The organism is Marvinbryantia sp. (genome assembly GCF_047017445.1).
Classification (GTDB): domain Bacteria; phylum Bacillota; class Clostridia; order Lachnospirales; family Lachnospiraceae; genus Marvinbryantia.
The window spans coordinates 15,645-38,630 of sequence record NZ_JBKXTT010000018.1 but is presented as its reverse complement, the minus strand read 5'-3'; the positions used below and the strand labels follow the sequence as shown (position 1 = coordinate 38,630).

The window sequence follows — 22,986 nt, the reverse complement described above, 5'->3', positions numbered from 1 at the left end:
TCCTACATGTAAAGAATCACGGTAGCCACAACGCCCGCAATTACAGCCGGATAAATCCACGGAAGCAGCTTCTTGGTAACGGAAGTCACCTCTTCGCCCGTATAGCTCGTCACCCATACATTGTGCGTATTGGTCGGGCAGCACAGCAACTGCATAACGGACACAGAACAAAAGCCGCCCATAATTGCATTTGCAGGCAAAACGTTCATATTTACCATCAATGCCGCAATACCGGCTCCAAGCCCCCACATATTGAGCGGCCCGCGATACAGGCACAGCGGAGCCAATATGATAAAGAACGCCATAAACCCTACTACTGAGCTCGGAGTAATCACACGCATAACAGGATCCAAAGCTGTCGCCACCGAAGGTTCATTGATCGCTACCAACAGCATACCGATTCCCAGCATTAGCGTTACAGACGGGGCGGCAGCCGCAAAACCGTCAAACAATGTCTTTGTCAGCATATTCATCGTCTGCTTCCAGCCTGTTTTGACGCAGGTAAAGAGGCACGCCCAGATAATAGAAAACATAAATGCCGGAATCAGGGGGATTTTAAAACCAATAACCAACACCAGCGGAACAATGGGAGTAAGCATCGCAAACACTCCGGTTACTCCTTTGATCTGAGGCGAATCATTTTCCGCCTCACCGATCGGGGCAGAAAACGCATACTTTCTTCCCACCTTGCGCAAACGCAGAGTAAAGAAAACAACTCCTGCGATAAACGCAACAACAGCGCAGATCAGCTGAATGGTAAAGGTATCATCAAAAGTAGTTCCAACAATAGCTGCCAGGGAATTTACATTGGAAAGGTTCACATTATTTCCTACAGTATAGGCAAACAACATGGCAGCGGACGCCGTAAATTTGTCGACTCCCACAGACACCAAAATCGGAATTACGATGGTACCGATCATAATTACGGTTCCGAGACCATTTACTACGGAGAACAAAACGGAAGCTACGATAAAGAGAACCAGCGTCACGACCAGAGTTTTATCTCCTCCGAGCTCGGCGCCTTTTTTAATCATAGTTTCGCTGATCCGGGTCTTTTCCATCACCATCCCCAGCCAGGCAGAGAAAATGGCCACCATGATTGCATCTCCGAGACGCAGTACCCCCGCCTGCATCACAGTCTGCAAAAAGCCTACTGAATTGCCGTCCGTATCCGTAGCGACAGCAGGAACGCCTCCGATGATACAGATCCCCACCGCAAGGACAAAAAGCGCCAGAACTGTCGGCATTTTACGTGTAACCATCAACCCCATAATGAACAGCATAAATAATAAAATCAATATACCTTGTAACATAATTTAATGCCTCTCCTTTTTCTTTTTTTTATAAAAAAATGATTCACACCTGCGCAGACCATGTGAATCATTCTTCATACTATTGATATTGGAGAGATCAGAAAGTACTTTTTAACCTTCCGGCAAAAGCTGCCGATAATTTTCGATCAGGATTTTTCTGGCAAAAACGTCATAAATCTGTTTTCCCGGCTCACCTGACTTCCGGATGACCGGCTGAAACGGAAATTCCCGGGACACCCTTTCCACAATCTTTTCCAGTTCTTCCACCTGTCCGCCGATAAAAATATCCTTTACCGGAAAGAACAGCAGGGCGCTCTTAATGACCTGAACCAGTTTTACTGCCAGCGCCTCAGGCGACAGCTTCCTTAACATCGCTTCCTGTGCCAGTTCGACCCCCCGCCCGGAGCGATGCTCATATCCCGCATAATTTCCGCTTAAAACGGCCGAACTGATATCAAAAATAGAATCGTCGGAATTATGTATCATTTTGCGGTTCAGTACAAAGCTTGCAGTAATCCTCTCTCCAATATTCACATATGCATAATCTGTACACTTTGCATCCACGGCTTTCAGGTAATAGTCCAGGCTATAGCGGTTCAGCAATTCTTTCTTTACGGGAACACCGTATCTGGTATTAATTGCCGTCTCCAGGCGGATTACATCGGAAGAAAGCGATGTGGAAAATTCTGTCATCAGGTCATACTCCGGCAAATCGTCCTGGCACAGCAATCCCAGACCAACCACCTTTGCCGGCATGGCGGTATTCCCCTTCTGAATATTCTCAATCAAATCACCAATCACCTTCAAAAGTCTGTTGCCTGCCGCATATCTGTTTGACAAAACTTTTTCCTCCAGCAGATTACCTCCCAAATCAAAAATCCGGGCCTTCACGCCGTCCCTGCGTATTTCCACTGTGATGACACAGCCGTAATTCGCTTTCATCTGAAGAAGAATCGGTTTTCTTCCCCCCGTCGATTCTCCTTCCCGCACCGCTTCTACAATCTCATCCTTCAGAAGAAGAGAAACCGCCTGACTCACTGTGCTGGGTGAAAGTCCGCTTTTTTCAGCAATCTCGATTCTGGAGATCTGTCCCTCCTTTAAAATGTATTCCAACACCTGAACTGTATTATTGACTTTTACATCCTTCAAAGATTTCTTATTCATAAAATTGTCACCTACTATTTTTTTATTTCAAAATAAGTATATACCCTTTCCCCTTCATTTTTCAATATTTTCGCGACAATTTTTCTAAATTTTTTCTTAAAATCTCTAAAGTCTGAATGCCTTGTTTGGAAAACTTATTTTTAATTTCGAATTAAGTATACCTTCTTATTGGCAATTTGTCAATTATAAATTTGATTTTATATCTTTGTGTTTGTCACAATTGCTACGATTCCCCCACGATTCACCCACGCAAGCGGTCTTTACTCCGCAAGAGGCGACAAATACACATGCGGGTGGAGGGCTATGAATTACAGCCAGTGTTTTAAAGTCTTTCGCGCATCCGCCTGGTTATACATAACTCTGTCCTTCCGTCCCTTTTTCTGCTTCTAATACTACCCGGATCCTCGTACCAAGCTGCGTCCGTGACAACACCTCAAAATGTCCGTGATGCTTGTCAATGATCCACTTCGCAATAGAAAGTCCCAGCCCGGTACCCTGGAAGCGCCTCGCATCATCCGCACGGAAGAAACGTTCAAACATTTGCGCAACATCCTTTTCCGCCATGCCGATGCCGGCGTCCTGCACCTGCAGCCAGGCGCGTCCATCCCCGGTGCGCCCGACGCCCAAAAGGATTTCTCCTCCATTTTCCGTATATTTTGCGGCATTATCAACAAGAATCCGCACCGCCTGCTTCAGCATGGCGGCGTCCGCCCGGATATAGATTTTCTCTTCCGGCATCTGATAGTGATACGGGTGATTTTCGTCGATCATCAGAGATTCCTCGTAAACCTCCTGCATCATATCATTAAGAGACACCGTTGTCATGGTAAGCTTCTGCCTGCCGCTGTCGCCGCGCGCCAGGAACAAAAGCTGCTCTACAAGATGCTGCATATGATCTGATTCATGCTGGATCGCATTGATCGACTCATCCAGCACCTTCTCATCCTCTCTGCCCCAGCGCGCCAGCATATTTGCATATCCCTGGATCACTGCGATCGGCGTGCGCAGCTCATGTGAGGCGTCGTTCACAAAACGCGCCTGCTGCCGGTAAGAATCACGCATCCTGATCAGCAGGTTATTCATCGCCGCCTCAATCCCCTGCAGGTCGGCGTCCCCAAAGGAAAGCAGGTCGGCGTCCTCCGGCTGCAGGCTGGAAATCGCCTCCTCAATCTGCTGATATTTTTCCTCTGTGAACGTCATTTTACTCAGTTCGTCCGCTTTGAGAGCGATTTCGTCAATCGGCGCCAGAATTTTGCGGATTTTCCGTTCTTCGCTGCCATAGGAAAAACAGATATTCAATAACTGGCAAACAAAAATCGTCAGCACAACCGCCCCGATTACCTGCGCCGTCGGATAAAGGGCAAGCTCCAGTAAAATCTTACCGGTGCCCTCCTGTACCACATAAGTCACATTTTGCAAATACTGCGTCTCCGCAAAACGTCTCACATAATCAAGACGGATCTCCCCAAAACAAACAAGTTCCCGATCGATGATCCACCCTGCAAAAAGCAGCACAAAAAGAAGCAGGTCCATTCCGACATACAGCCCCAGCTTCTTTCCAATCCATGACCTGTGCATTTTTCTTGCAATGGAGGTCATCCGCCTGGTCTGTACATTCATTTTCCCCTGCTTTGCACGTTTCGTATCTTTTTGCTTCTGTTTCGGATTTTTCTGTTTCTTTTTCATCGTTCCAGATTTTTCTGCTTCTTTTTCATAATTTCGGATTTTTCTGCTTCTTTTTCATCGTTCCGGATTTTTCTGCTTCTTTTTCATCGTTCCGGATTTTTCTGCTTCTCTTTCAGCGTTCCGGATTTTTCTGCTTTTTATCGTTCCATATCTCTCGTCAAACCGTGATATTTTATCCTCATTTATCACTCACATCCGATTTGATCACATACCCGACTCCGCGCACCGTCTGTATCATTTTAATGTGAAACATTTCATCAATCTTCGCGCGCAGGAAGCGGATATAGACGTCGACCACATTCGTCTCCCCGACATAGTCGTAGCCGCAGACCTTATTGAGCAGGACATCGCGCGTCAGCACAATGTCCTGGTTCTCCAGAAGTGTTTTCAGCATCTGAAATTCGCGGTTTGTCAGACTGATGTCGGTCCCATCGTATGTGACCTGATGACGTTTTTCCGAGAGCGCCAGTCTGCCCCAGCGGTATACGCCCGGTTCTTCCTCCGTGTGATTTTGTGTAATATTTCCGCCATTTCCATGAAGCTTCAATGCCACGCGGATCCGCGCCAGCAGTTCCTCGATCGCAAATGGTTTTGTGATGTAATCGACCGCTCCGGCGTCCAGGCCCGCTACCTTATCCATCACAGCGTCCCGCGCTGTCAGCAGGATCACCGGCGTCGGCTTTTCCTGCTGCAGACGCCGCAGAACCTCCAGACCGTTCAGTCCGGGGAGCATGATATCCAGCAGGATCAATGCAAAATCGCCTGCCAGCGCAATTTCCAACGCCTCTCTTCCGTTTGACGCCTTGCTGACCAGATAACCCTCGTGCAAAAGCTCCAGCTCTACAAACCGCGCCAGCTTTTCTTCATCCTCAACTACCAGAATATGTGCTCCCATGATGCCCTCTTTTCCTTACAGCTTTTTGAATTCATCCTTCGCTTTGTCAGCCATTTTGCTCGCCTGCTCCATCACCCTGTTTGCTTCATCGAGATTGTCTTTTCCCTCAAAGGAATACTGACATCCCAGGAACAGACCGACGATGATTGCCGGAACGAGAATCTGCCACATCAGAATCATAGCAATAACCACTAAAATAATCGGCACGCGCAGGATCTCCTCTCCTTTTCGTTTAATGCAGAGCGCATTATCGCGGCATTTGCGGAGCACGATCCCGACAAGACGTCCAAGCTTGCGGAAAATATTGTCTTCGGACTCCTTTTGCTCCTGCACCTTGTCCTTCACTGACACATATTGCGTCTGCTCCTCGTAGCTGGTGGAGTAAGTCTCCCTGGCTGGTCCCTGCGTTTTTCCGTTCTTTTCCAGATAAACCATTGCATCCAGCAGATCCCAGTTACTTGCCTCCAGCGCTTCCTTTGCCTCTTCATATGTGACATTTGCGCGTTCTCTTAATTTTTCCACTTTCTCTAATTGTTCCATATTCTTCCCTATCCTTTCCGAATGATTTCTTCTTTGATGATGACTACTTTACCAGAGTTTTCTTAATCATTCTTTGAAGGAAGATTAAAAACAGATTAAAGCTACTCTGCCGGTTTCTGATAAAATCTTCCGGAGAGCTGTTCCGTACGGATCGCGTTGACGAACGCCTCCGGGTCGGTTTCCCTGATAGCGTTCATTACTTTTTTGGTCTCGGCGTAAGATACAACAGAGTATACCACGTTGCGCTCACAGTGTCCATAGGAGCCCTCGCCCTCCAGAATAGTCGCACCGTGATGACTTACCCGGAAAATTGCATCGCTGATTTCCTGCGGTTTATTTGTGACAACAAACACGGTCAGCCGCTGATATTTCTTATAAAGAGCATGCAGCACCTGGGTGGACGCATACTGAAAAATAATGGAATACAGCGCCTTGTCCCAGCCAAACAAAAGACCAGCCGCGGAGAGAATGATAACATTCAGCCCCAGTACGAGGTTAAAGGATTCCACACCCTTTTTCTCGGACAGGTAAATCGCAATAAAATCCGTTCCTCCCGTCGTCGCATTCATTGCGAAACAGACGCTGATCACAAAGCCATTGATCATACCGCCGAAAATACTGATCAGAAGCAAATCATATGTGATTTTATAGCCCGGCACCATATCTGTAAAAATACCGGTGAGAAAAATCATCAGGCAGGAGTATAGTGTAAATTTTTTTCCGATATAGCGGAAGCCGATATAAATCGGCAGAGCGTTCAGCAGCACGTTTACCAGCGTATATGGAAGTTCCACTTTCCAGAACATCTGCGCAATGCGCTGTATCAGAATCGTAAGCCCCGTTGCGCCGCCCGGATAGAGACCGCCGGTGCGCACGAAGGATTTAATATTGACTGCCATCAGCAAAGACGCAAGACAGATTACAACAATTCGTTTTCCATCCTCTTTCACATCAAATTTCATCACAGTTCCCTCTCATATCATATGTTTCTTCCAGCTCAAAATACATCACATATAATTTCCCACAGAAAATTTATAAGCCGCGCGCGTGAAGCTCCCCTGCAATTTTCTCATAAGTCGGTACCGGTACATTCCACTTCTGTCCCATGCGCACCACCTCGTATACCAGACCGTCGATCTCTGAAGCTTTTCCCTGGCGGATATCACGCTGCATAGACGTGGATGCCTCCGGCGTCAGCGCATCCAAAATCCCCAGGTTTGTCTTTACAATATCTACTGTAAAGGGAATCCCCATCGCCGCAGCCAGCGCATCGACCTCACCGATCAGCGCCGCAAAGGTATCGCGGATCTCTCCGGGCTTCTGCATATCTCCTGCCATTGCATTGTAATACTGCCCACACGCAGCTGCCGGTGATACGTAGGAAAATTTCTGCAGGGCATCCCGCCGGATATTTTCTGAAAGGATCGCCGTAATCCCGGAATCCTCCAGATCCTTTTTCACCTGCTCAAGCTCCGGGCGGTACTGCGACGGCTCGCGCACGCCAAATACCACGCGGAAAATGTCTCCATTCTGCCAGATGCAGCCCGGCCGCTTAATTTCTGCGGCAATGTAAATGCAGCCGTCCGTCACAAGCAGCTCCGGGAGCTTTTCCTGCAGACGCCCGCCCGTTCCATAAATGTTTAAAATCGGAATCACGACCGTCTCCGGCTTTGCCACTTTTTGAATGAAGGGTACTGTATCCTCCAGAGAATATCCCTTCACGCAGACAAAGATCACATCCGGCTGTTCGTCGTAATGCTCCATGTCCGCCGCCTTCACTGGTTTTACCGTGTAATTTCCCTTTCTTGTCGTCTCCATCTGCAGCCCGTTTTTCTGCATCGCCTCCAGATGAGCGCCGCGCGCGATCAGCGTCACATCCTTTCCCGCTTCTGTCATATAGGCGCCGATGGAACCACCGGTTCCGCCCGCCCCGATCACTATGTATTTCATATATCCTCTCCTGTTTCTCTTATTATTTTAAAACCCCGTACATGCCTTTTTCTATCGTTTCACAAAAATCTGACACCATCTTTTTGTTCTCTGTGTTTTCACAAAGATCCGCTTTGCCTTTCCATTTCTTATTTCATTCCTTCACAAAAGTCCGCTTTCTCTTTCCATTTCCTATTCCTTCACAAAAGTCCGCTTCCTCTTTCCATTCCTTATTCCTTCACAAAAATCTGGCACATTTTCATCGCCGCCAGCGCATTTTCATGGCTCTGCGGCGTAACGCCCGCACAGCAGGCGGCGTCCACCGTCACCTTTACCTCCGGCGCGAATGCCTTTGTCAGCATTGCGTTTGATATCACACAAATATCTGTACACAGCCCGACAAACTCTACCTCGGTGACGTCCGCATAACAGCCGTTTTCCCAGTCAAGCGCGTATTCTCTGGAACCAAATGTCACCTTTTCATAAATTTTCGCAGCCGACAGATCCACGATCTGCCTGATCTGATCGCAGATTTCCCAGCCTGCCGTGCCCTTTATGCAATGCGGCACCGGAAGATTTGCTCCCTCCTGTGTCTGCAGATAATCCTCCCCGTGCGTATCCATGGTGAAAACGATCCGCTCTCCATCCCGCTGATAGCTGCGGATTTTTTCTGCCACATTCGCCACGATCGCCTGCGCCTCGCTGGTGCCAAGCGCGCCGTCAATAAAATCCCTCTGCATATCCACTACCACTAATAACTTCATTTTTCTTCCCCCTTTGCTCTGACGTCTCTGGTATTTTCTGTGATATTTTCTGCCGATGGTATCTGAATTTTCTGTGATGTTTTCTGCCGATAGCACCTGCATTTTCTGTGATGTTTTCTGCCGGTGACACCTGCATTTTCTGTGATGTTTTCTGCCGGTGACACCTGCATTTTCAACAATATCACGAGTAAAAAGCTCCCCACGTTTCTGTCGTGTAAGGAGCTTTTCCGGCGCCCTTGCCGGAATCATATAATGCATATGTGTCCATATGATTTTTCCGTGCCTGCGTGCTTTCAGAAGCGCAGAAAAAATCACATACTTATGTTACAGCTTTTCCTCCCACTCCTTCTCCCGGAAGCCGATCAAAACGCCGTCCTCCAGAATCACAAGCGGGCGTTTCACCAGCATTCCGTCGGAAGCGAGCAGCTCGATCTGCTCTTCCTCACTCATCGCGGGCAGCTTATCCTTCAGTCCCAGCTCTCGGTACAGCATCCCGCTGGTATTGAAGAATTTCTTCAGCGGCTGTCCGCTTTTTGCCTGCCACGCCCGCAATTCCTCCGCCGTCGGATTTTCCTCTTTTATGTGACGGTCTGTGTAAGCAATGCCGTGGGCGTCCAGCCACTTTTTCGCCTTCTGGCAGGTACTGCACTTCGGATATTCGATAAACAGCATTGGTATCCCCTCCTTTTGAAAACAGTATAGCATGTAACATAAAATTTTTCAATGAAAGTGTGGAAAACCCCCGCGTTTATCCTTGCAGGGCGGATTGCACACTGCCCAAAGCCGTGGTAGAATCAGAGTATAGTTACCCGGAAAATGTTATCTGAAACAGACGGAGGCGATGACGAAAATGGACAGACGTATATTTACGGTGCGTTTCGTCCGGGAAGGACGCGAGGCGCAGGTGGAGGAGGGGACGACCCTGCTGGCGGCGGAAATTGCGGCCGGGCTGGTGCCGGATGCGCCCTGCGGCGGACAGGGGAAATGCGGAAAATGTAAAGTAAAGCTGGACGGAGAGATAGTTTCTGCGTGCAGAACAGTGATAACGGGCGATTGCGCGGTGGAAACGCTGCATGACGAAGAAAAAAGCGCGAAGATCCTGAAAAATGGAAATATCCGCAGAGTGCCCTGCGAGCCGGGCAGATTACCCGGAGGGGCAGCACGCCCTCTGCTGGCGGCGGTAGACCTGGGCTCTACCTCTGTGGTGGCGTATCTTTTGGACGCCGCAACCGGAGAAACACTGGGGACGGAAAGTATCTTAAATCCCCAGCGCCAGTTCGGCGCGGATGTGGTGATGCGCAGCGGTTATGCCCTGGAGCACGGAGCGGAAAGCCTCAGCACCTGCATCCGGCAGGCAATCGATGAGCTGCTTGGGCGGCTTGCCGCCGGCGTCGGGCAGGAGAGCGGAGATATTGTGCGTATTGTGATGGTGGGGAACACCTGTATGCATCACCTGTTTCTGGAGCTTCCGGTGGACAATCTGGTGCACGCTCCCTACACGCCCAGCGTGACAGATGCCGTCACACGGAAGGCTTTGGAATGCGATATCCATGTGCATCCGGAGGCAAATTTAAGCTGGCTTCCCAATATCGGCGGCTTCGTGGGAGCGGATACAGCCGCCTGTATGCTGGCGGCGGAGTTTGATAAAAGAGAGGAGCTGACGCTGCTGGTCGACATCGGGACAAACGGGGAAATGGTGCTGGGAAACCGTGACGGTTATACGGTCTGCTCTACGGCTGCCGGTCCCGCCTTTGAGGGCGCGAAAATCTCCTGCGGTATGCGGGGCAGCCGCGGCGCCATCGACCATGTTAAGATTGAGGACGGAAAGCTGAAATTCCACGTGATCGGGGAATGTGCGCCCGCAGGCCTGTGCGGCTCCGGGCTTCTGGACGCAGCTGCCTGCCTTCTGGAGCTGGGGCTCATCGACGAGACCGGTTACATGAAGGAGCCGTATTTCTTTTCGGAGAATGTCAGCCTGACACAGAAGGATATCCGTGAACTGCAGCTTGCCAAGGCGGCAATCGCCGCCGGAATCCGGCTTCTCTGCCGGAGGCGGGGCGTAAAACCGGAGGAAATCCGCACGCTTCTGCTGGCGGGGGCGTTCGGAAACTATCTTGCCCCGGAGAGCGCCTGCGCAATCGGGCTGCTGCCGCTGGTTCTAAAGGAGCGCATCATTCCGGTTGGGAATGCCGCCGGAGCGGGAGCGCGGCTTGCCGTTCTGTCTGAGGCGGAATTTGCCCGCAGCCGTGAAATGGCTGCCCGCGCGGATTTTCTGGAGCTTGCGTGCGAAGCGGATTTTATGGATGTGTATGTGGACGAAATGAGTTTTGCAAAGGAGGATTTCTATGGAATATAAGGACTGGGAAAAAATGGCGCTGGAGATTGGATTCAGCTATGCGGCGCATTTAAACTGCGATACGATTGAGCTGCGGCAGGAGGTGCGGGACATGTGCGGCGCGAATACCTGCGGCATGTACGGAAAGAATCTTGCCTGTCCGCCCGCCTGCGGCACACTGGAGGAATGCCGGAGGGCGCTGGAGGGACACCGGGAAGGCATCATCGTCCAGACTGTGGGCGATATAGAGGACAGCCTGGACTTTGAGGGAATGCAGAAGGCGGAGGCTCTTCACAAAAAGCATTTCTACGAAATGGCGGAAAAGCTGCGCAAGATTTGTCCGCAGGTTCTGCCGCTGGGCTGCGGCTGCTGCACCGTCTGTAAGACCTGCGCCGGTCCGGAGGGAAACTGCCGCTTCCCGGAAAAAAGAATCTCCTCCCTGGAAGCGTTTGGAATCGTGGTCAGCGATTTATGCAAAAGTAATGGAATCGGCTATTACTACGGACCGCAGAAAATAGCGTATACCTCCTGCTACGTACTATGAAAGCCCCGTCTCCATGCAGGAGTGCGGTGGGAGCTTGCTCACACGGGCACTCTATTATTCCTGCTCCCGTTCCTCCTCCATATCAATCAGCCGGAAGGAAAGCAGCAGATACAGCAGCTCGTCGGGGTCCGACAAATCGCTTTTCAGAATATGCTGTATCCGGTCCAGCCGGTACAGCAGCGTACTGCGGTGGATAAACAGCGCATTTGCCGTTTTTGTCGCACTCTGCTGGTTCTCCAGGTAGCACCGCAGCGTCTGGAAAAGCTGGGACTGATTTTTTTCTGATTCATATTTTAAGGTAAGAAGCTTCTCGTGACATACCATGTACGCGGGAAGCTTTTTTGTGGTCTGCTCCAGCAGATAGGTCAGGGCAATGTCATTAAAATGATGAATCCACTGGTGCGGATGTTTCCGGGAACCGACCCCCATAGAAAGGGAAGCCTGCACGTACTGCCTGTGAAAGTTGAAATGTCCCAGCATCTTCCGGCTGTATCCGGCGGTCAGAAAGCTGTCGCGGATAAAGCCGGCTAATTTTTGCTCGATTTCCGACTCCGACAGATGACAGAGATCCAGATTGATATACGCCACGATATTTCCTTTGTGCGTTACGGCGCAGGAGGCGGGCACCATGTTTTCGATATAACTGCAGATGGAACGATGGGTCAGATTTTTATAATCCATCTGCTCCGTTTTCAGAAAGAGGCAGAGGTAATAATGGGAAGAAAGCCACCCGCAGGCGGTGAGCTGACGGCTGATTTCCACATAATCCGCGCTGGAATCTGTCAGAACGGCCCGGAAAATCTGACGGAGCTGGCGGCGGGCGTCGTGGCTGTCCACGATATTGGTGGACATCGCATGGGAAATGACCCGCGCGAGGTACTCCAGAATAAAACCGAAGGTATCGTCGAGCGGAATCTCGCCCGGAGTGACCAGCAGACGGTAAAGCGTCCGGTCAAATTTCCGGATATTGACGCAGAGACTGGGACCGGCAATCCCGTTTCCGGGATAATAGAAATATCCGATCCGGTGGAAAGCCTCCGCGTAAGCGGGGTCCTGCTTCAGCGCCATAATCAGGTCGGCGGTGTTCTCCGTGGAGCCGAGTACCGGGGTGGCAAGCTCTCCGAAAGGACTGTTTCTGGAAGCAATGATAGTGAAATCCATGCTGATGACTATGCTGGGATTGGATATGATGGAGCCGGTGAGGTCCAGCAGATTCTGGATGGAACCGTTCATCATCCGGGATTCAAAAAGCGCCTGGTTCCATTCCTCATATTTGCGGAAAATCTGCGTTACTGTCTCCGCCAGCGCCTCCGGGTCTGCGCCCGGAACCAGACAGAGATTCGGGGTTTCCTTAAGGAGCGCGGAATCGGCGGGCTCCGTCACAATCAGCAGGCTGTGCAGGGGATTTTGCAGAAAATCCGGGAGGATTTCCGGCGCAATCCAGACCAGATTGCCGGTAAAGGGCGCGTCCGGTCTGTGGCAGACGCCGTATTTCAGACACGGAGAGGTGGTGAGACGGGTGGAAGCGTCTGTCTGGGGGTACGTTTTCTTTAAATGCCATACAATCAGGCGGGGACTTAAATCCATAGCGAGGCTCCCTTCTTTCTTTTTATCATACCGCCATGCGCGGAAAATGGCAAGAAGTGTTTTCCTACAATTTGTAGGAAAACAAGGGTGAAAAAAGGACATATCTGCAAATAGATAATCGCAAAAAGCTATGTTACAATGGGCTTACAGAAAAGAACAGGACGTCCTTAAAATTGTGGAATATGGAGGTGTAATATGATTATTATCGGGGAAAAAATTAACGGTTCTATCCCGGCGGTAGCGGAGGCGATTGCTAACAGAGACGCTGAATTTATCAAAAACCGCGCCCGTATGCAGGATGAAGCGGGAGCGACCTTTATCGACTGCTGCGCGTCCGTGCCGGAGGCGGAGGAGGTGGAAACGCTGAAATGGATGATTGACTGTATCCAGGAAGCGACGGACCTTCCGATTTCCGTGGACAGTCCGAGCGCGCGGGTGCTTGCAGAGGTGATTCCGTACTGTAAAAAGCCTGGTCTGGTAAATTCTGTTTCCGGCGAGGGCGATAAGATGGAAATCATTTTCCCGCTGATTGCGGACACGAAATGGGAGGTCATCTGCCTGCTCTCCGACGATACAGGAATTCCAAAGACAGCGGCGGACCGGCTGCGGGTCTTTGACCGGGTGCTGGAGACGGCCGGGAAGTATCACATCAGTCAGTCCAGAATGCATATCGACCCGCTGGTGGAAATGCTCTGTACTTCGGAGGACGGCATTGCCATGAACGTAAAGGTTATCAGCACTGTGCGGAAGCGCTGTCCGGATATCCATATTACGGCGGCGGTCAGCAATATATCCTTCAATCTTCCTGTCCGGAAGATGATTAATCTGGGCTTCACGGTACTCGCCATGAACGCCGGGCTGGACAGCGCCATCCTGGATCCCACCAACCGGGACATGATGGGAATCATTTACGCTACAGAGGCGCTTCTGGGCGAGGATGAATATTGCATGGAATATATCAGCGCATACCGGGAAGGTATTTTCGGACCGAAGAAGTAGATGCCGGATGGCATGAATGCGCTTCTGCGAAAAAGAATAAAATTGCAGGAAATACAATTCCTGCGGGTATTTACAGGATGCAGTGCAGACACCCATGCACGGTTTTGTGTCCGTGGGAATGAAAAAATGCCAATAAAATGACAGGAGGTATTATATATGGCAGGAATTCAGGAAGTATACGAACTTGTAGTAAAGGGAAAGGCGAAGAAGGTTGCGCCGGCGGTGGAAGCCGCGCTGGAAGAGGGCTGCGAGCCGGTGGCAATTCTTAATGAGGGCATGATCGCGGCGATGGATGAGGTCGGCGTGAAGTTTAAAAACGGTGAGATTTTTGTCCCGGAAATGCTGGTGGCGGCAAAAGCGATGAAAAACGGCGTGGCGGTGTTAAAGCCGTATCTTTCCTCAGGAGAATCCGGAGCGGCGGGCAAGGTCATTATCGGAACGGTTGCGGGCGACCTTCATGATATCGGCAAGAATCTGGTAGCGATGATGCTGGAATCCTCCGGATTTGAGGTAATCGATCTGGGCGTGGATGTTGCCAAAGAAAAATTTGTGGAAGCGTTTGAAGAAAATCCGGATACGAAAATTATCTGCTGCTCTGCGCTTCTGACGACGACGATGCCGGCGCTGCGCGACACGGTTGCGCTGCTTAATACGCTGCCGGAGAGAAGCAGGATCAAGGTCATGGTGGGCGGAGCGCCCATTAATGCGAAATTTGCAGAGGAAATCGGTGCGGACGCTTATACAGAGGACGCCGCTTCCTGTGCACAGAAGGCAAAGGAGCTGACAGCGGCTTAAAATGGAAAAAAGGAGGGCTTTACATGCTAACTGCAAAACAGAATATGATTGAATGCATGAAGGGAGGAAATCCGGACCGGTTTGTCAATCAGTATGAGGCAATCGCGCTTCTGTATCATCCGTTTATGTTTGCCAGTCCGCTTCTTCAGAAGGGAATGGAAAATGTGAAAAACGCCTGGGGAGTGACCAACACCTTCCCTGAGGGGACGCCGGGTTCCTTCCCCGTACATACCCCGGATAAGATTGTTGTCCAGGATATTGAGCACTGGAAGGATTACGTGCACGCGCCGTCACTGGATTTTTCGCAGGAGCAGTGGGATCAGTGCAAGGCGATGTACGACGCAGTTGACGGGGAGAAAGCGTTTAAGGCGGCTTTCGTGGCGCCCGGTCTGTTCGAACAGAGCCATCATCTTTGCGAAATGGTCAGAGCGCTGACATATTATATCGAGTATGAGGATGAAATGCACGATATGATTAAGTATCTGACGGAGTGGGAGCTGAAGCTGGCGGAGGGTATCTGCAGCCACCTGCATCCGGATATGCTGTTTCATCACGATGACTGGGGCGGACACGACAGCACCTTTTTAAGTCCCGGTATGTTTGAGGAATTTTTCCTGGAGCCGTACAAGGAAATTTATGGTTATTATAAGAGCCACGGCGTACAGTATGTGGTTCATCACTCTGACAGCTATGCGGCGACGCTGGTTCCGGACATGATTGAGATGGGCATCGATGTATTCCAGGGCTGCATGGAGACAAACAAGGTAGATGAGCTTCTGGTAAAATATGAGGGCAAAATCAGCTTTATGGGCTGCATCGAAAATGCGGATGTGGATTTTGAGGACTGGACAGATGAAAACTGCGAGAAGGTCGTCCGGAGAGTCTGCGACAAATACGGCATGAAGCATTTTATCCCCTGCATTGCCCAGGGCGGTCCCGGCTCCGTATATCCGGGTGTGTACATGTCCCTGACAAACGCAATCGATAAGCTTAACAAAGAAAAATTTGGAATCGAAGATCCCGATTCCGCACGTATCCCGATAAATATTATGTTCTGATATCAGACAAAAGCTGCGCCCGGTCATTCAGACCGGGCGTCGTACTATTCTCTCCGTTCGCAGCAGCTTTCGCAAATCCATTTAAAAATTATCCCTTGACGCCGCCCGCCGAAACGCCGCCGACAATATTGCGGGACAGAAACAGATAAACAACAACAACCGGAAGAATGGAAAATACGATCATCGCATAAACCTGCCCCATATCAAACTTCAGAAAATCCGCGGAACGAAGCTGCGCGATCAGGATCGGGAGCGTTTTCTTTGTATCCTTATGCAGGATCAGAGCCGGAGTAAAGTAATTATTCCAACTATTTACAAAGGTAAAGATCATCTGTACCGAAATTGCCGGTTTCATTAACGGAAATACGATCGTATTGAACGTATGGAATTCTCCGGAGCCGTCGATCCTCGCCGCCTCCACCAGTGAAAGCGGCAGATTGCTCTGCATATACTGCTTTATGTAATAGAAGGTAACCGGAGCCGCGATCGTCGGCACGATCAGCGGAATAAAGGAATCCTCCAGCTTCATCTTCTGCACAAGCTGTACGAAGCCGAGCGCCGTCACCTGTGTCGGGATCATCATGATCATCAGGATAAACGTGAACACGAATTTTTTTGCGCGGAAGTTATACGCATGGATCGCATAGGCGGTCATCGTGGAGAAATATACGCTCAGAACCGCGCTGCATCCGGCGATGATCGTGCTGTTGATCAGACCGCTCCATACCGGCAGCGTGCCGTGCATCAGTTTATCCCAGTTTTCAAGCAGGTGGGTGCTGGGAATCAGCGTAAAGCCCTTCGTCAGCTCACCATGGGATCTGGTGGCGTTGATGAACAGCACATAGAACCAGAACAGGCACAGAACCACCATGAAGCAGAGCACCACATAGGCAATCACTCTTCTTGCACCGACACTCATGCCCTTTTTCTTTTTACTATCTTTGTCCATATCCCCGCCTCCTATTCTTCACTGGCATTCGTAAACCGAAATACCACCAGACTGAGCGCTCCGGTCACAATAAACAGGATTACCGACAGCGCGCCCGCCATACCGTAATTCTTGCTGAACAGATGCTTATTCAGATACATAATAAGTGTCATGGTAGATCTCATAGGATCTCCCTGACCATTCGTCAGGATCTGCGGAACATCAAACATCTGCAGACCGCCGATCAGAGAGGTGATCATCACATAAATCAAAATCGGCTTCAGAAGCGGCAGCGTAATTTTGAAAAACACCTGGGTGGAAGTGGCTCCATCCACCTCCGCCGCCTCGTACATACAACTGTCTATTCCAAGCATCCCCGCAAGAAGCAGGATGGTCGTATTCCCAAACCACATCAGAAAATTCATCAGTGCAACCAGAGAGCGCGCGCTCCACTTATTCGACAAAAACTTAAACGGCTGGCTGATAATCCCAAGGTTCATCAACAGTGAATTCATGGGTCCGCTGTCGGAAAACAACGTAAAAAATAACATCGCAAAGGCGGAAGCCATGATCAGGTTCGGCAGATAAATCACGGTCTTGAAAAAGTTCGTGCATTTCAGCCGCAGAGACGGATCGGAAAACCATGCGGAAAGCAGCAGCGATACGATGATCTGCGGAATAAAGCACATAAGCCACATGATGATCGTATTCCTGAAGTAGGTGAGCAGATCGCCGTTGCTAAGCAGCGTTTTATAGTTTTCCAGTCCCACAAACGTCGGACCGATCTGTGTCAGTCCGGAACGGTAATTTTCAAAAAAACTGTTGTAAATGGTTGTTACAAGAGGTATAAACTGAAAAATAATATAAACCACAACAAAGGGAATCAGAAAGATATAACCCCACTTATTGTAGCTGACCGCTTTTTTATTATTTCTTTTTTCTTTCATAAGCAGATATCTCCTATCATACCTTCTTTGAAAAGTATGAGCATACTGTTCACGCCAGCCTCAAACACCTGCTGCGACGCGAAGCGAATTTTAAATGGATTTGCAAAAGGTTGCTGTGAACGGAGTGAACAGCAGCATATGAGCGCCACACCTGCCCAGGCAGGCATGGCGCCGATTTACTTATTTTGTCCGATATTCCTTCCGGATGGATTATGCCTCGGGTTTTGTCAGCTCCGGATATTTCTCGATAACTGCTGTGTAGAACTGCTCCAGCGCTTCCTCATATGTTGCATTTCCTTCAAAGTAATTCTTCATAGCTGCCTGGAATTCCTCGTTGCAGCCCTGGTCGTAAGAGGAAAGGTTGCTCAGATCGATGCTGTCGATTCCTGCGAGGAACTTCGAGATCGGGTTCTGTCCGCCAAGGATCGCATCACCGAAGCTCTCGTCTGTTGCCAGCGCTTCCATCGCGCCCTTGTTGTTTACGAAATCGCCGTCCGCTTTCGCAATTTCCGTCATAACGTCTGCATTGCAGGTCATCTGAAGCATGATATCCTTTACAAGGCTTGCGTTGTCGGTTCCGGTCGCGCCGCAGATCCATGTGCCGCCCCAGAAGAAGCCCTGCGGTCCCTCGGTGGTCGCCCAGCCGCCTTCGCTTGCGATAGAGCCTTCGGTGTCTCCCGCCATCGAGAAATCATAGAACCATGCCGGTCCGAAGTAGCAGAATACTTTGCCTTCCGGATAAAAGCCCTTGGACCAGTCGTCGCTCCACAGCTCATAGGTGTTGGTCTGTCCTGCATCTACCATTTCTTTAGACATATCCACCCATGCTTTCAGGTTGTCGTCTACATGAATGGTCGTTCCGTCTACCCATTTGCTGGTCACGTTGTTGGAGAATACGCGGTATGCGTCGTTTACGGTAGAGGTCATATAATATCCGGCATTCTTCATGGTCTGTGCCGTAGCCTTAAAGGTGTCCCAGTCAGAAACATAAGTCTGCACTTCGTCGGGATCGTCTGTTCCGAGAACCTCCGTCGCAATCTCACGGTTGTAGATCAGAAGTCCCGGGCACCCCTGCCACGATACGCCCTTGAGCACGCCGTTGGAATCCGTTACGATATCCTGTGTGTAGCCAAACTGCTGGGAAAGATCATCGGCAGTAATGCCAAGGTCCTCCACGCTCATGGTATATTCTGTATCTACATATTTCAGAGCGTAGTCCGCTTCGATCAGGAACAGGTCAATCTTGTCGTCCGCCGACGCGTCAGCCTGCGCCAGGAGCTTCTCGTCCAGATTGTTCTGATATGCGTTGTCATCGTTCGGCGTGATCGTCCAGACAACATCTACGTCACCGCTCTTGCCATGCGTAGCGTCAACCTCCTCATAGCCCGGATAATGATCCGTGATACGGCTCTTAAATTCCTCGTTCCAGCAGTAAATATTAAGCACTTTGCCCTCTGCTGTCTCTTCCGCCGCTGCAGGTAAAACGGTGCCGACGGTTAAACCTGTCATCATTGCTGCTGTCAAAATAGCGCTGATCATTTTCTTCTTCATAAATTTACTACCTCCTTAAAATTTTGCTTTTTGCATTTATCTCATATTACAGCTCGTGTAATAGAAATATCTCAAATGATTCGTTCCTTTGCTCCGTCTTTGGGATATAGCCTTTTTACGGAAGCCCCTTTGAAAAGTGTCCCGTCCACGGTAAACTTGTCGATCAGAGTGGTCTTTGGATTCTCGATCAGATCCACCAGCTTCTCCGCCGCGATTCTTCCGATCGCCGCCGTATCCTGGCAGATGGTGGTCAGCTTCGGCTCCAGAACGCTCGCCACGGTGATCCCGTCGTACCCGGCAATGGAAATATCCTCCGGAATGCGAAGCCCTCTGCTGCGGATTTCATTGATCCCGCCGAGGGCGGAAAAGTCATCCGGGTAAAGGATACAGGTGGGCGGACTTTGAAGGTCCAGAAGACGCCCCGTTGCGACTGCAGCGGCATCGGCGTCCCGGTACGGAACGGTCCGCATGTATTCATCCGGAACAGAAATCCCCATGCTCTGCAGGGTTCTGTAAAATGTATTTACGCGGCTTCTGGTTACGGAAGAATCCTCCCCGTGAATGTAGGCGATCTTCCGGTGCCCCATACTGTATATGTAGGAGACAAGCTCCTCCATTCCGCGGATATTATTGGATACCACGGAAATCCTGCCGTCAAATACATGGTCAATAGTTACTAAAGGAATGTCCGACCGGACAAGCTCCTGTACTTCTTCCGAGTAGAAATCCACACAGGCGATCACCACTCCGTCCACGCCGCGGTAGCGGCAATGCTCGTAATAGGTCATCTTCCGTCCGGAAACATTTCCGTTTGTAAAAGTGATATCATACCCCTTTTCTTCCGCAGTGCTCTTGAAGCTTTCCAGCACATGATTAAAAAAATCATGCGTCAGACCGCTCATCGCTTCGTCCATAAACAGTACCCCGAGATTGTGGCTGCGTTTCGTTTTCAAAGCTCTGGCGGAGGAATTTGGCAGATACCCCATCTCCGAAGCTGTTTTCAGAATATAATTTCTGGTTTCTTCGCCGATGTCTGCGTAGCCGTTGATTGCTTTGCTGACGCTGGCTACCGAAACATTGCACCGTTCGGCAATCTCTTTCATGGAAACCATAAGCCTGCCCTGCTCTTTCTTCTCTGTTTTTCCTAAATCGTTTTCGTACGCTCATTTTATTCTCTTTCGTACAAAAAATCAAGCTATTTTTTTCGATTTTTGTGCGTTTTATATATTTTCGCTCAATTACACAAAAAGATCGCCCCGTTTTTATTGCTATTACGCAAAAAAATTATATATTTTAACGAAATTTTTCGTAATGAGTCGCAAGCATCCCATCCCAATTTTTCTGCCTTTATTTTTAGAAAAAATATTGCATTTTTTCTTTATTTCTTATATACTGGAGGCAATAAGGGACTAATATTCTTTTTTCACAAATTATTTTCTAAACTATTTCGTTTTCGTATATTATTTTTCTGTATTTTCCTAAATCGCGATAAAAACGCAGGAGGTTTCACTATGAATTTCGGTTATTTTGATGATGCGGCAAAAGAGTACGTTATCACGACGCCTGACACTCCCCTTCCATGGATCAATTACCTGGGGACGCAGGACTTTTTCTCCTTAATTTCCAATACCTGCGGCGGCTACAGCTTCTACAAGGACGCAAAGCTGCTGCGCATTACCAGATATCGCTATAATTCCATTCCGCTTGATTCCAACGGAAAGTATTATTACATTAACGACAACGGAACCATCTGGAATCCCGGAACAATGCCCTCCAAAACCCCGGCAGACTCCTACGAATGCCGTCACGGGATGGGCTACAGCCGGTTCCGTTCCTCCAAAAACGATCTGGCGGCAGAACTTCTTGCCTTTGTTCCCGTTGACGCCGCCTGTGAGATTAATCACATAAAATTGAAAAACAATTCTTCCGGGAACAAGGATATTTCTCTTTTTTCTTATGTGGAATTTTGTCTTTGGAATGCCGTGGATGATATGAACAATTTCCAGAGAAACCTGAGCATCGGCGAGGTGGAGATAGAGGGAAGCACGATCTACCACAAGACGGAATACCGCGAGCGCCGGAGACATTACAGCTTCTTTGGCGTCAACACAGAAGTCGATGGCTTCGACACCAGCCGCGATGTTTTCCTCGGTCACAATGAGAGCAACGCGTTCCCGCAGGCTGTAAGAGAAAAGAAATGCCGCGGCTCCATCGCCAGCGGATGGTATCCCATTGCAAGCCACCAGATCAATCTCACGCTTGCGCCGGGTGAGGAAAGAGATTTTGTCTTTTTGCTCGGATACTGTGAAAATCCGGAGGATCAGAAGTGGGAAGCCCCCGGCGTCCTCCGCAAAGATGGCGCCCGCGCGCTCCTTAACCGTTTCTCGACCACTGAGCGGGTGGAAGCTGCTTTTAAAGAGCTGAACGCTTACTGGGACGACCTTCTCTCCAGATTTTCGGTGGAAAGCGGCAATCCGCACATCAACCGTATGGCAAATATCTGGAACCAGTATCAATGCATGATCACATTCAATATGTCCCGCTCCGCCTCTTATTATGAAGCGGGCACCGGACGCGGCATGGGCTTCCGCGATTCCTGCCAGGATCTTCTCGGCTTCGTCCATCTGATCCCGGAACGGGCAAGGGAGCGCATCCTCGATATCGCCGCCACGCAGTTTGAGGACGGAAGCGCCTATCACCAGTACCAGCCGCTCACAAAGAAAGGCAATCTGGATATCGGAAGCGGCTTTAACGATGATCCGTTGTGGCTGATCGCCGCGGTATCCGCGTACCTGAAGGAGACTGGCGATTTCCAGATTCTTGAAGAAATGGTTCCCTTTGATAATCAGGAGGACAAAGCGCAGCCGCTCTTTGAGCATCTGCACCGCTCTTTTACTTTTACCCGCACGCATCTGGGTCCGCACAACCTTCCCCTTATCGGGCGCGCAGACTGGAACGACTGTCTGAACCTGAACTGTTTCTCGAAAGAACCCGGGGAAGCCTTCCAGACCACGGGACCGTCCGAGGGTCCGGTTGCGGAGTCGGTGTTTATCGCAGGCATGTTTGTAAAATACGGCAGGGAATTTGCCGATATCTGCCGCCGTACCGGAAGACCGGAGCTTGCAGCAGAAGCACAGAAAGCGGCGGAAGAAATGTATCAGGCAGTCCTTGACGCAGGCTGGGACGGCGCATGGTTCCTTCGCGCCTATGACGCCCAGTCGCAAAAGGTCGGCTCCAGAGAATGCGAGGAAGGGCAGATCTACATCGAGCCGCAGGGCTTCTGCGTCATGGCAGGGATCGGCGTAAAAGAAGGGCTTGCGGAAAAAGCGCTGGATTCCGTAAAAGAACGGCTGGATACAAAATACGGTATTATGATCCTGCAGCCCGCCTATACCCGGTATTATCTGAATCTCGGAGAAATTTCCTCCTACCCGCCTGGATATAAGGAAAACGCCGGTATCTTCTGTCACAACAATCCCTGGATATCCATCGCGGAAACCGTGATCGGCCGCGGCGACCGGGCATTTGAGGTTTACCGGAAAACCTGTCCGTCTTACCTGGAAAGCATCAGCGAAATCCATCGGACAGAGCCTTATGTCTATTCCCAGATGGTTGCGGGCGCGGACGCTTATTATCACGGTGAAGCGAAAAACAGCTGGCTGACCGGCACCGCCGCATGGACCTTTGTCAATGTTTCCCAGGCGATCCTCGGCGTGCAGCCCTCCTGTGACGGTCTGATCATCGATCCCTGCGTGCCGTCGGATTTCGGAAGCTTCCGGCTGGTCCGCAAATTCCGGGGAGCCGCCTACTACATCGACGTGCAGAAGCCGGACGGCGTGCAGAAAGGCGTGCAGAAGATAATCGTTGACGGCAGGGAAATAGAAGGAAATCTGATTCCGCTTGAGGAGGGAAAGACGGAGTATCATGTAACCATTTATATGGGATGATGCC

Annotated in this window: 20 protein-coding genes; 6 read left to right on the top strand and 14 right to left on the bottom strand. The window is 50.1% G+C overall.

Annotation, left to right across the window (positions count from 1 at the left end; genetic code table 11):
- Nucleotides 1-2: 2 nt before the first annotated feature.
- From ACLU9Q_RS16870 to ACLU9Q_RS16830, 9 genes are all read right to left on the bottom strand, one after another.
- A complete protein-coding gene (locus ACLU9Q_RS16870; protein WP_296835828.1) occupies nucleotides 3-1,313 on the bottom strand; it encodes a C4-dicarboxylate ABC transporter in 1,311 nt (436 codons plus the stop codon).
- A 111-nt stretch (nucleotides 1,314-1,424) separates the two neighbouring features.
- A complete protein-coding gene (locus ACLU9Q_RS16865) occupies nucleotides 1,425-2,477 on the bottom strand; it encodes a winged helix-turn-helix domain-containing protein (protein WP_296835830.1) in 1,053 nt (350 codons plus the stop codon).
- Between the two features lie 348 nt (nucleotides 2,478-2,825).
- Entirely contained in the window at nucleotides 2,826-4,163 is a 1,338-nt protein-coding gene (locus ACLU9Q_RS16860) for a sensor histidine kinase (RefSeq protein ID WP_296835834.1), read from the bottom strand.
- A 178-nt stretch (nucleotides 4,164-4,341) separates the two neighbouring features.
- Nucleotides 4,342-5,058: a response regulator transcription factor gene (locus ACLU9Q_RS16855; RefSeq protein ID WP_296835836.1), complete on the bottom strand. Its 717-nt coding sequence runs from the start codon at nucleotides 5,056-5,058 to the stop codon at nucleotides 4,342-4,344.
- A 15-nt stretch (nucleotides 5,059-5,073) separates the two neighbouring features.
- Entirely contained in the window at nucleotides 5,074-5,598 is a 525-nt protein-coding gene (locus tag ACLU9Q_RS16850) for a hypothetical protein (RefSeq protein ID WP_296835839.1), read from the bottom strand.
- Nucleotides 5,599-5,699: 101 nt separating this feature from the next.
- Entirely contained in the window at nucleotides 5,700-6,560 is an 861-nt protein-coding gene (locus ACLU9Q_RS16845) for a YitT family protein (protein ID WP_296835852.1), read from the bottom strand.
- 70 nt (nucleotides 6,561-6,630) lie between these two features.
- Nucleotides 6,631-7,548 (bottom strand): ketopantoate reductase family protein, encoded by a 918-nt coding sequence (locus ACLU9Q_RS16840; protein ID WP_296835842.1) that lies wholly within the window; start codon nucleotides 7,546-7,548, stop codon nucleotides 6,631-6,633.
- A gap of 209 nt (nucleotides 7,549-7,757) precedes the next feature.
- The gene (locus tag ACLU9Q_RS16835; protein ID WP_296835844.1) at nucleotides 7,758-8,291 is read right to left on the bottom strand and encodes a cysteine hydrolase family protein; all 534 of its coding nucleotides are present in this window, start codon (nucleotides 8,289-8,291) and stop codon (nucleotides 7,758-7,760) included.
- 324 nt (nucleotides 8,292-8,615) lie between these two features.
- Nucleotides 8,616-8,963 carry an arsenate reductase family protein gene (locus ACLU9Q_RS16830; protein ID WP_296835847.1) on the bottom strand — a complete coding sequence of 116 codons (348 nt, stop codon included), beginning with the start codon at nucleotides 8,961-8,963 and terminating at the stop codon, nucleotides 8,616-8,618.
- 178 nt (nucleotides 8,964-9,141) lie between these two features.
- Between ACLU9Q_RS16830 and ACLU9Q_RS16825 the strand changes: the two genes are divergently transcribed.
- Together ACLU9Q_RS16825 and ACLU9Q_RS16820 are read left to right on the top strand one after the other, a co-directional pair.
- Nucleotides 9,142-10,647 (top strand): ASKHA domain-containing protein, encoded by a 1,506-nt coding sequence (locus tag ACLU9Q_RS16825; RefSeq protein WP_296907472.1) that lies wholly within the window; start codon nucleotides 9,142-9,144, stop codon nucleotides 10,645-10,647.
- Nucleotides 10,637-11,170 carry a DUF2284 domain-containing protein gene (locus ACLU9Q_RS16820; protein ID WP_296838952.1) on the top strand — a complete coding sequence of 178 codons (534 nt, stop codon included), beginning with the start codon at nucleotides 10,637-10,639 and terminating at the stop codon, nucleotides 11,168-11,170. The genes ACLU9Q_RS16825 and ACLU9Q_RS16820 overlap by 11 nt, the downstream gene beginning before the upstream one ends.
- 54 nt (nucleotides 11,171-11,224) lie before the next feature.
- On the opposite strand, the gene ACLU9Q_RS16815 is transcribed toward ACLU9Q_RS16820, so the two are convergent.
- Entirely contained in the window at nucleotides 11,225-12,757 is a 1,533-nt protein-coding gene (locus tag ACLU9Q_RS16815) for a PucR family transcriptional regulator (protein ID WP_296838949.1), read from the bottom strand.
- Nucleotides 12,758-12,952: 195 nt separating this feature from the next.
- Between ACLU9Q_RS16815 and ACLU9Q_RS16810 the strand changes: the two genes are divergently transcribed.
- The 3 genes from ACLU9Q_RS16810 (at nucleotide 12,953) to ACLU9Q_RS16800 (ending at nucleotide 15,609) form a co-directional block, all read left to right on the top strand.
- Nucleotides 12,953-13,756 (top strand): methyltetrahydrofolate cobalamin methyltransferase, encoded by an 804-nt coding sequence (locus ACLU9Q_RS16810; RefSeq protein WP_296838946.1) that lies wholly within the window; start codon nucleotides 12,953-12,955, stop codon nucleotides 13,754-13,756.
- Between the two features lie 156 nt (nucleotides 13,757-13,912).
- Entirely contained in the window at nucleotides 13,913-14,551 is a 639-nt protein-coding gene (locus tag ACLU9Q_RS16805) for a corrinoid protein (RefSeq protein WP_298514293.1), read from the top strand.
- Nucleotides 14,552-14,574: 23 nt separating this feature from the next.
- Entirely contained in the window at nucleotides 14,575-15,609 is a 1,035-nt protein-coding gene (locus ACLU9Q_RS16800) for a uroporphyrinogen decarboxylase family protein (protein ID WP_296838941.1), read from the top strand.
- Nucleotides 15,610-15,697: 88 nt separating this feature from the next.
- On the opposite strand, the gene ACLU9Q_RS16795 is transcribed toward ACLU9Q_RS16800, so the two are convergent.
- The 4 genes from ACLU9Q_RS16795 to ACLU9Q_RS16780 form a co-directional block, all read right to left on the bottom strand.
- Nucleotides 15,698-16,558 (bottom strand): carbohydrate ABC transporter permease, encoded by an 861-nt coding sequence (locus ACLU9Q_RS16795; RefSeq protein ID WP_296838938.1) that lies wholly within the window; start codon nucleotides 16,556-16,558, stop codon nucleotides 15,698-15,700.
- Between the two features lie 11 nt (nucleotides 16,559-16,569).
- Entirely contained in the window at nucleotides 16,570-17,484 is a 915-nt protein-coding gene (locus tag ACLU9Q_RS16790; protein WP_296838935.1) for a carbohydrate ABC transporter permease, read from the bottom strand.
- 210 nt (nucleotides 17,485-17,694) lie between these two features.
- Nucleotides 17,695-19,035: a carbohydrate ABC transporter substrate-binding protein gene (locus ACLU9Q_RS16785; protein ID WP_412625673.1), complete on the bottom strand. Its 1,341-nt coding sequence runs from the start codon at nucleotides 19,033-19,035 to the stop codon at nucleotides 17,695-17,697.
- 71 nt (nucleotides 19,036-19,106) lie between these two features.
- Nucleotides 19,107-20,147 (bottom strand): LacI family DNA-binding transcriptional regulator, encoded by a 1,041-nt coding sequence (locus tag ACLU9Q_RS16780; protein WP_296838929.1) that lies wholly within the window; start codon nucleotides 20,145-20,147, stop codon nucleotides 19,107-19,109.
- A 399-nt stretch (nucleotides 20,148-20,546) separates the two neighbouring features.
- On the opposite strand from ACLU9Q_RS16780, the gene ACLU9Q_RS16775 reads away from it, so the two are divergent.
- The gene (locus tag ACLU9Q_RS16775; protein ID WP_296907465.1) at nucleotides 20,547-22,982 is read left to right on the top strand and encodes a GH36-type glycosyl hydrolase domain-containing protein; all 2,436 of its coding nucleotides are present in this window, start codon (nucleotides 20,547-20,549) and stop codon (nucleotides 22,980-22,982) included.
- The last annotated feature ends 4 nt before the right edge of the window (nucleotides 22,983-22,986 follow it).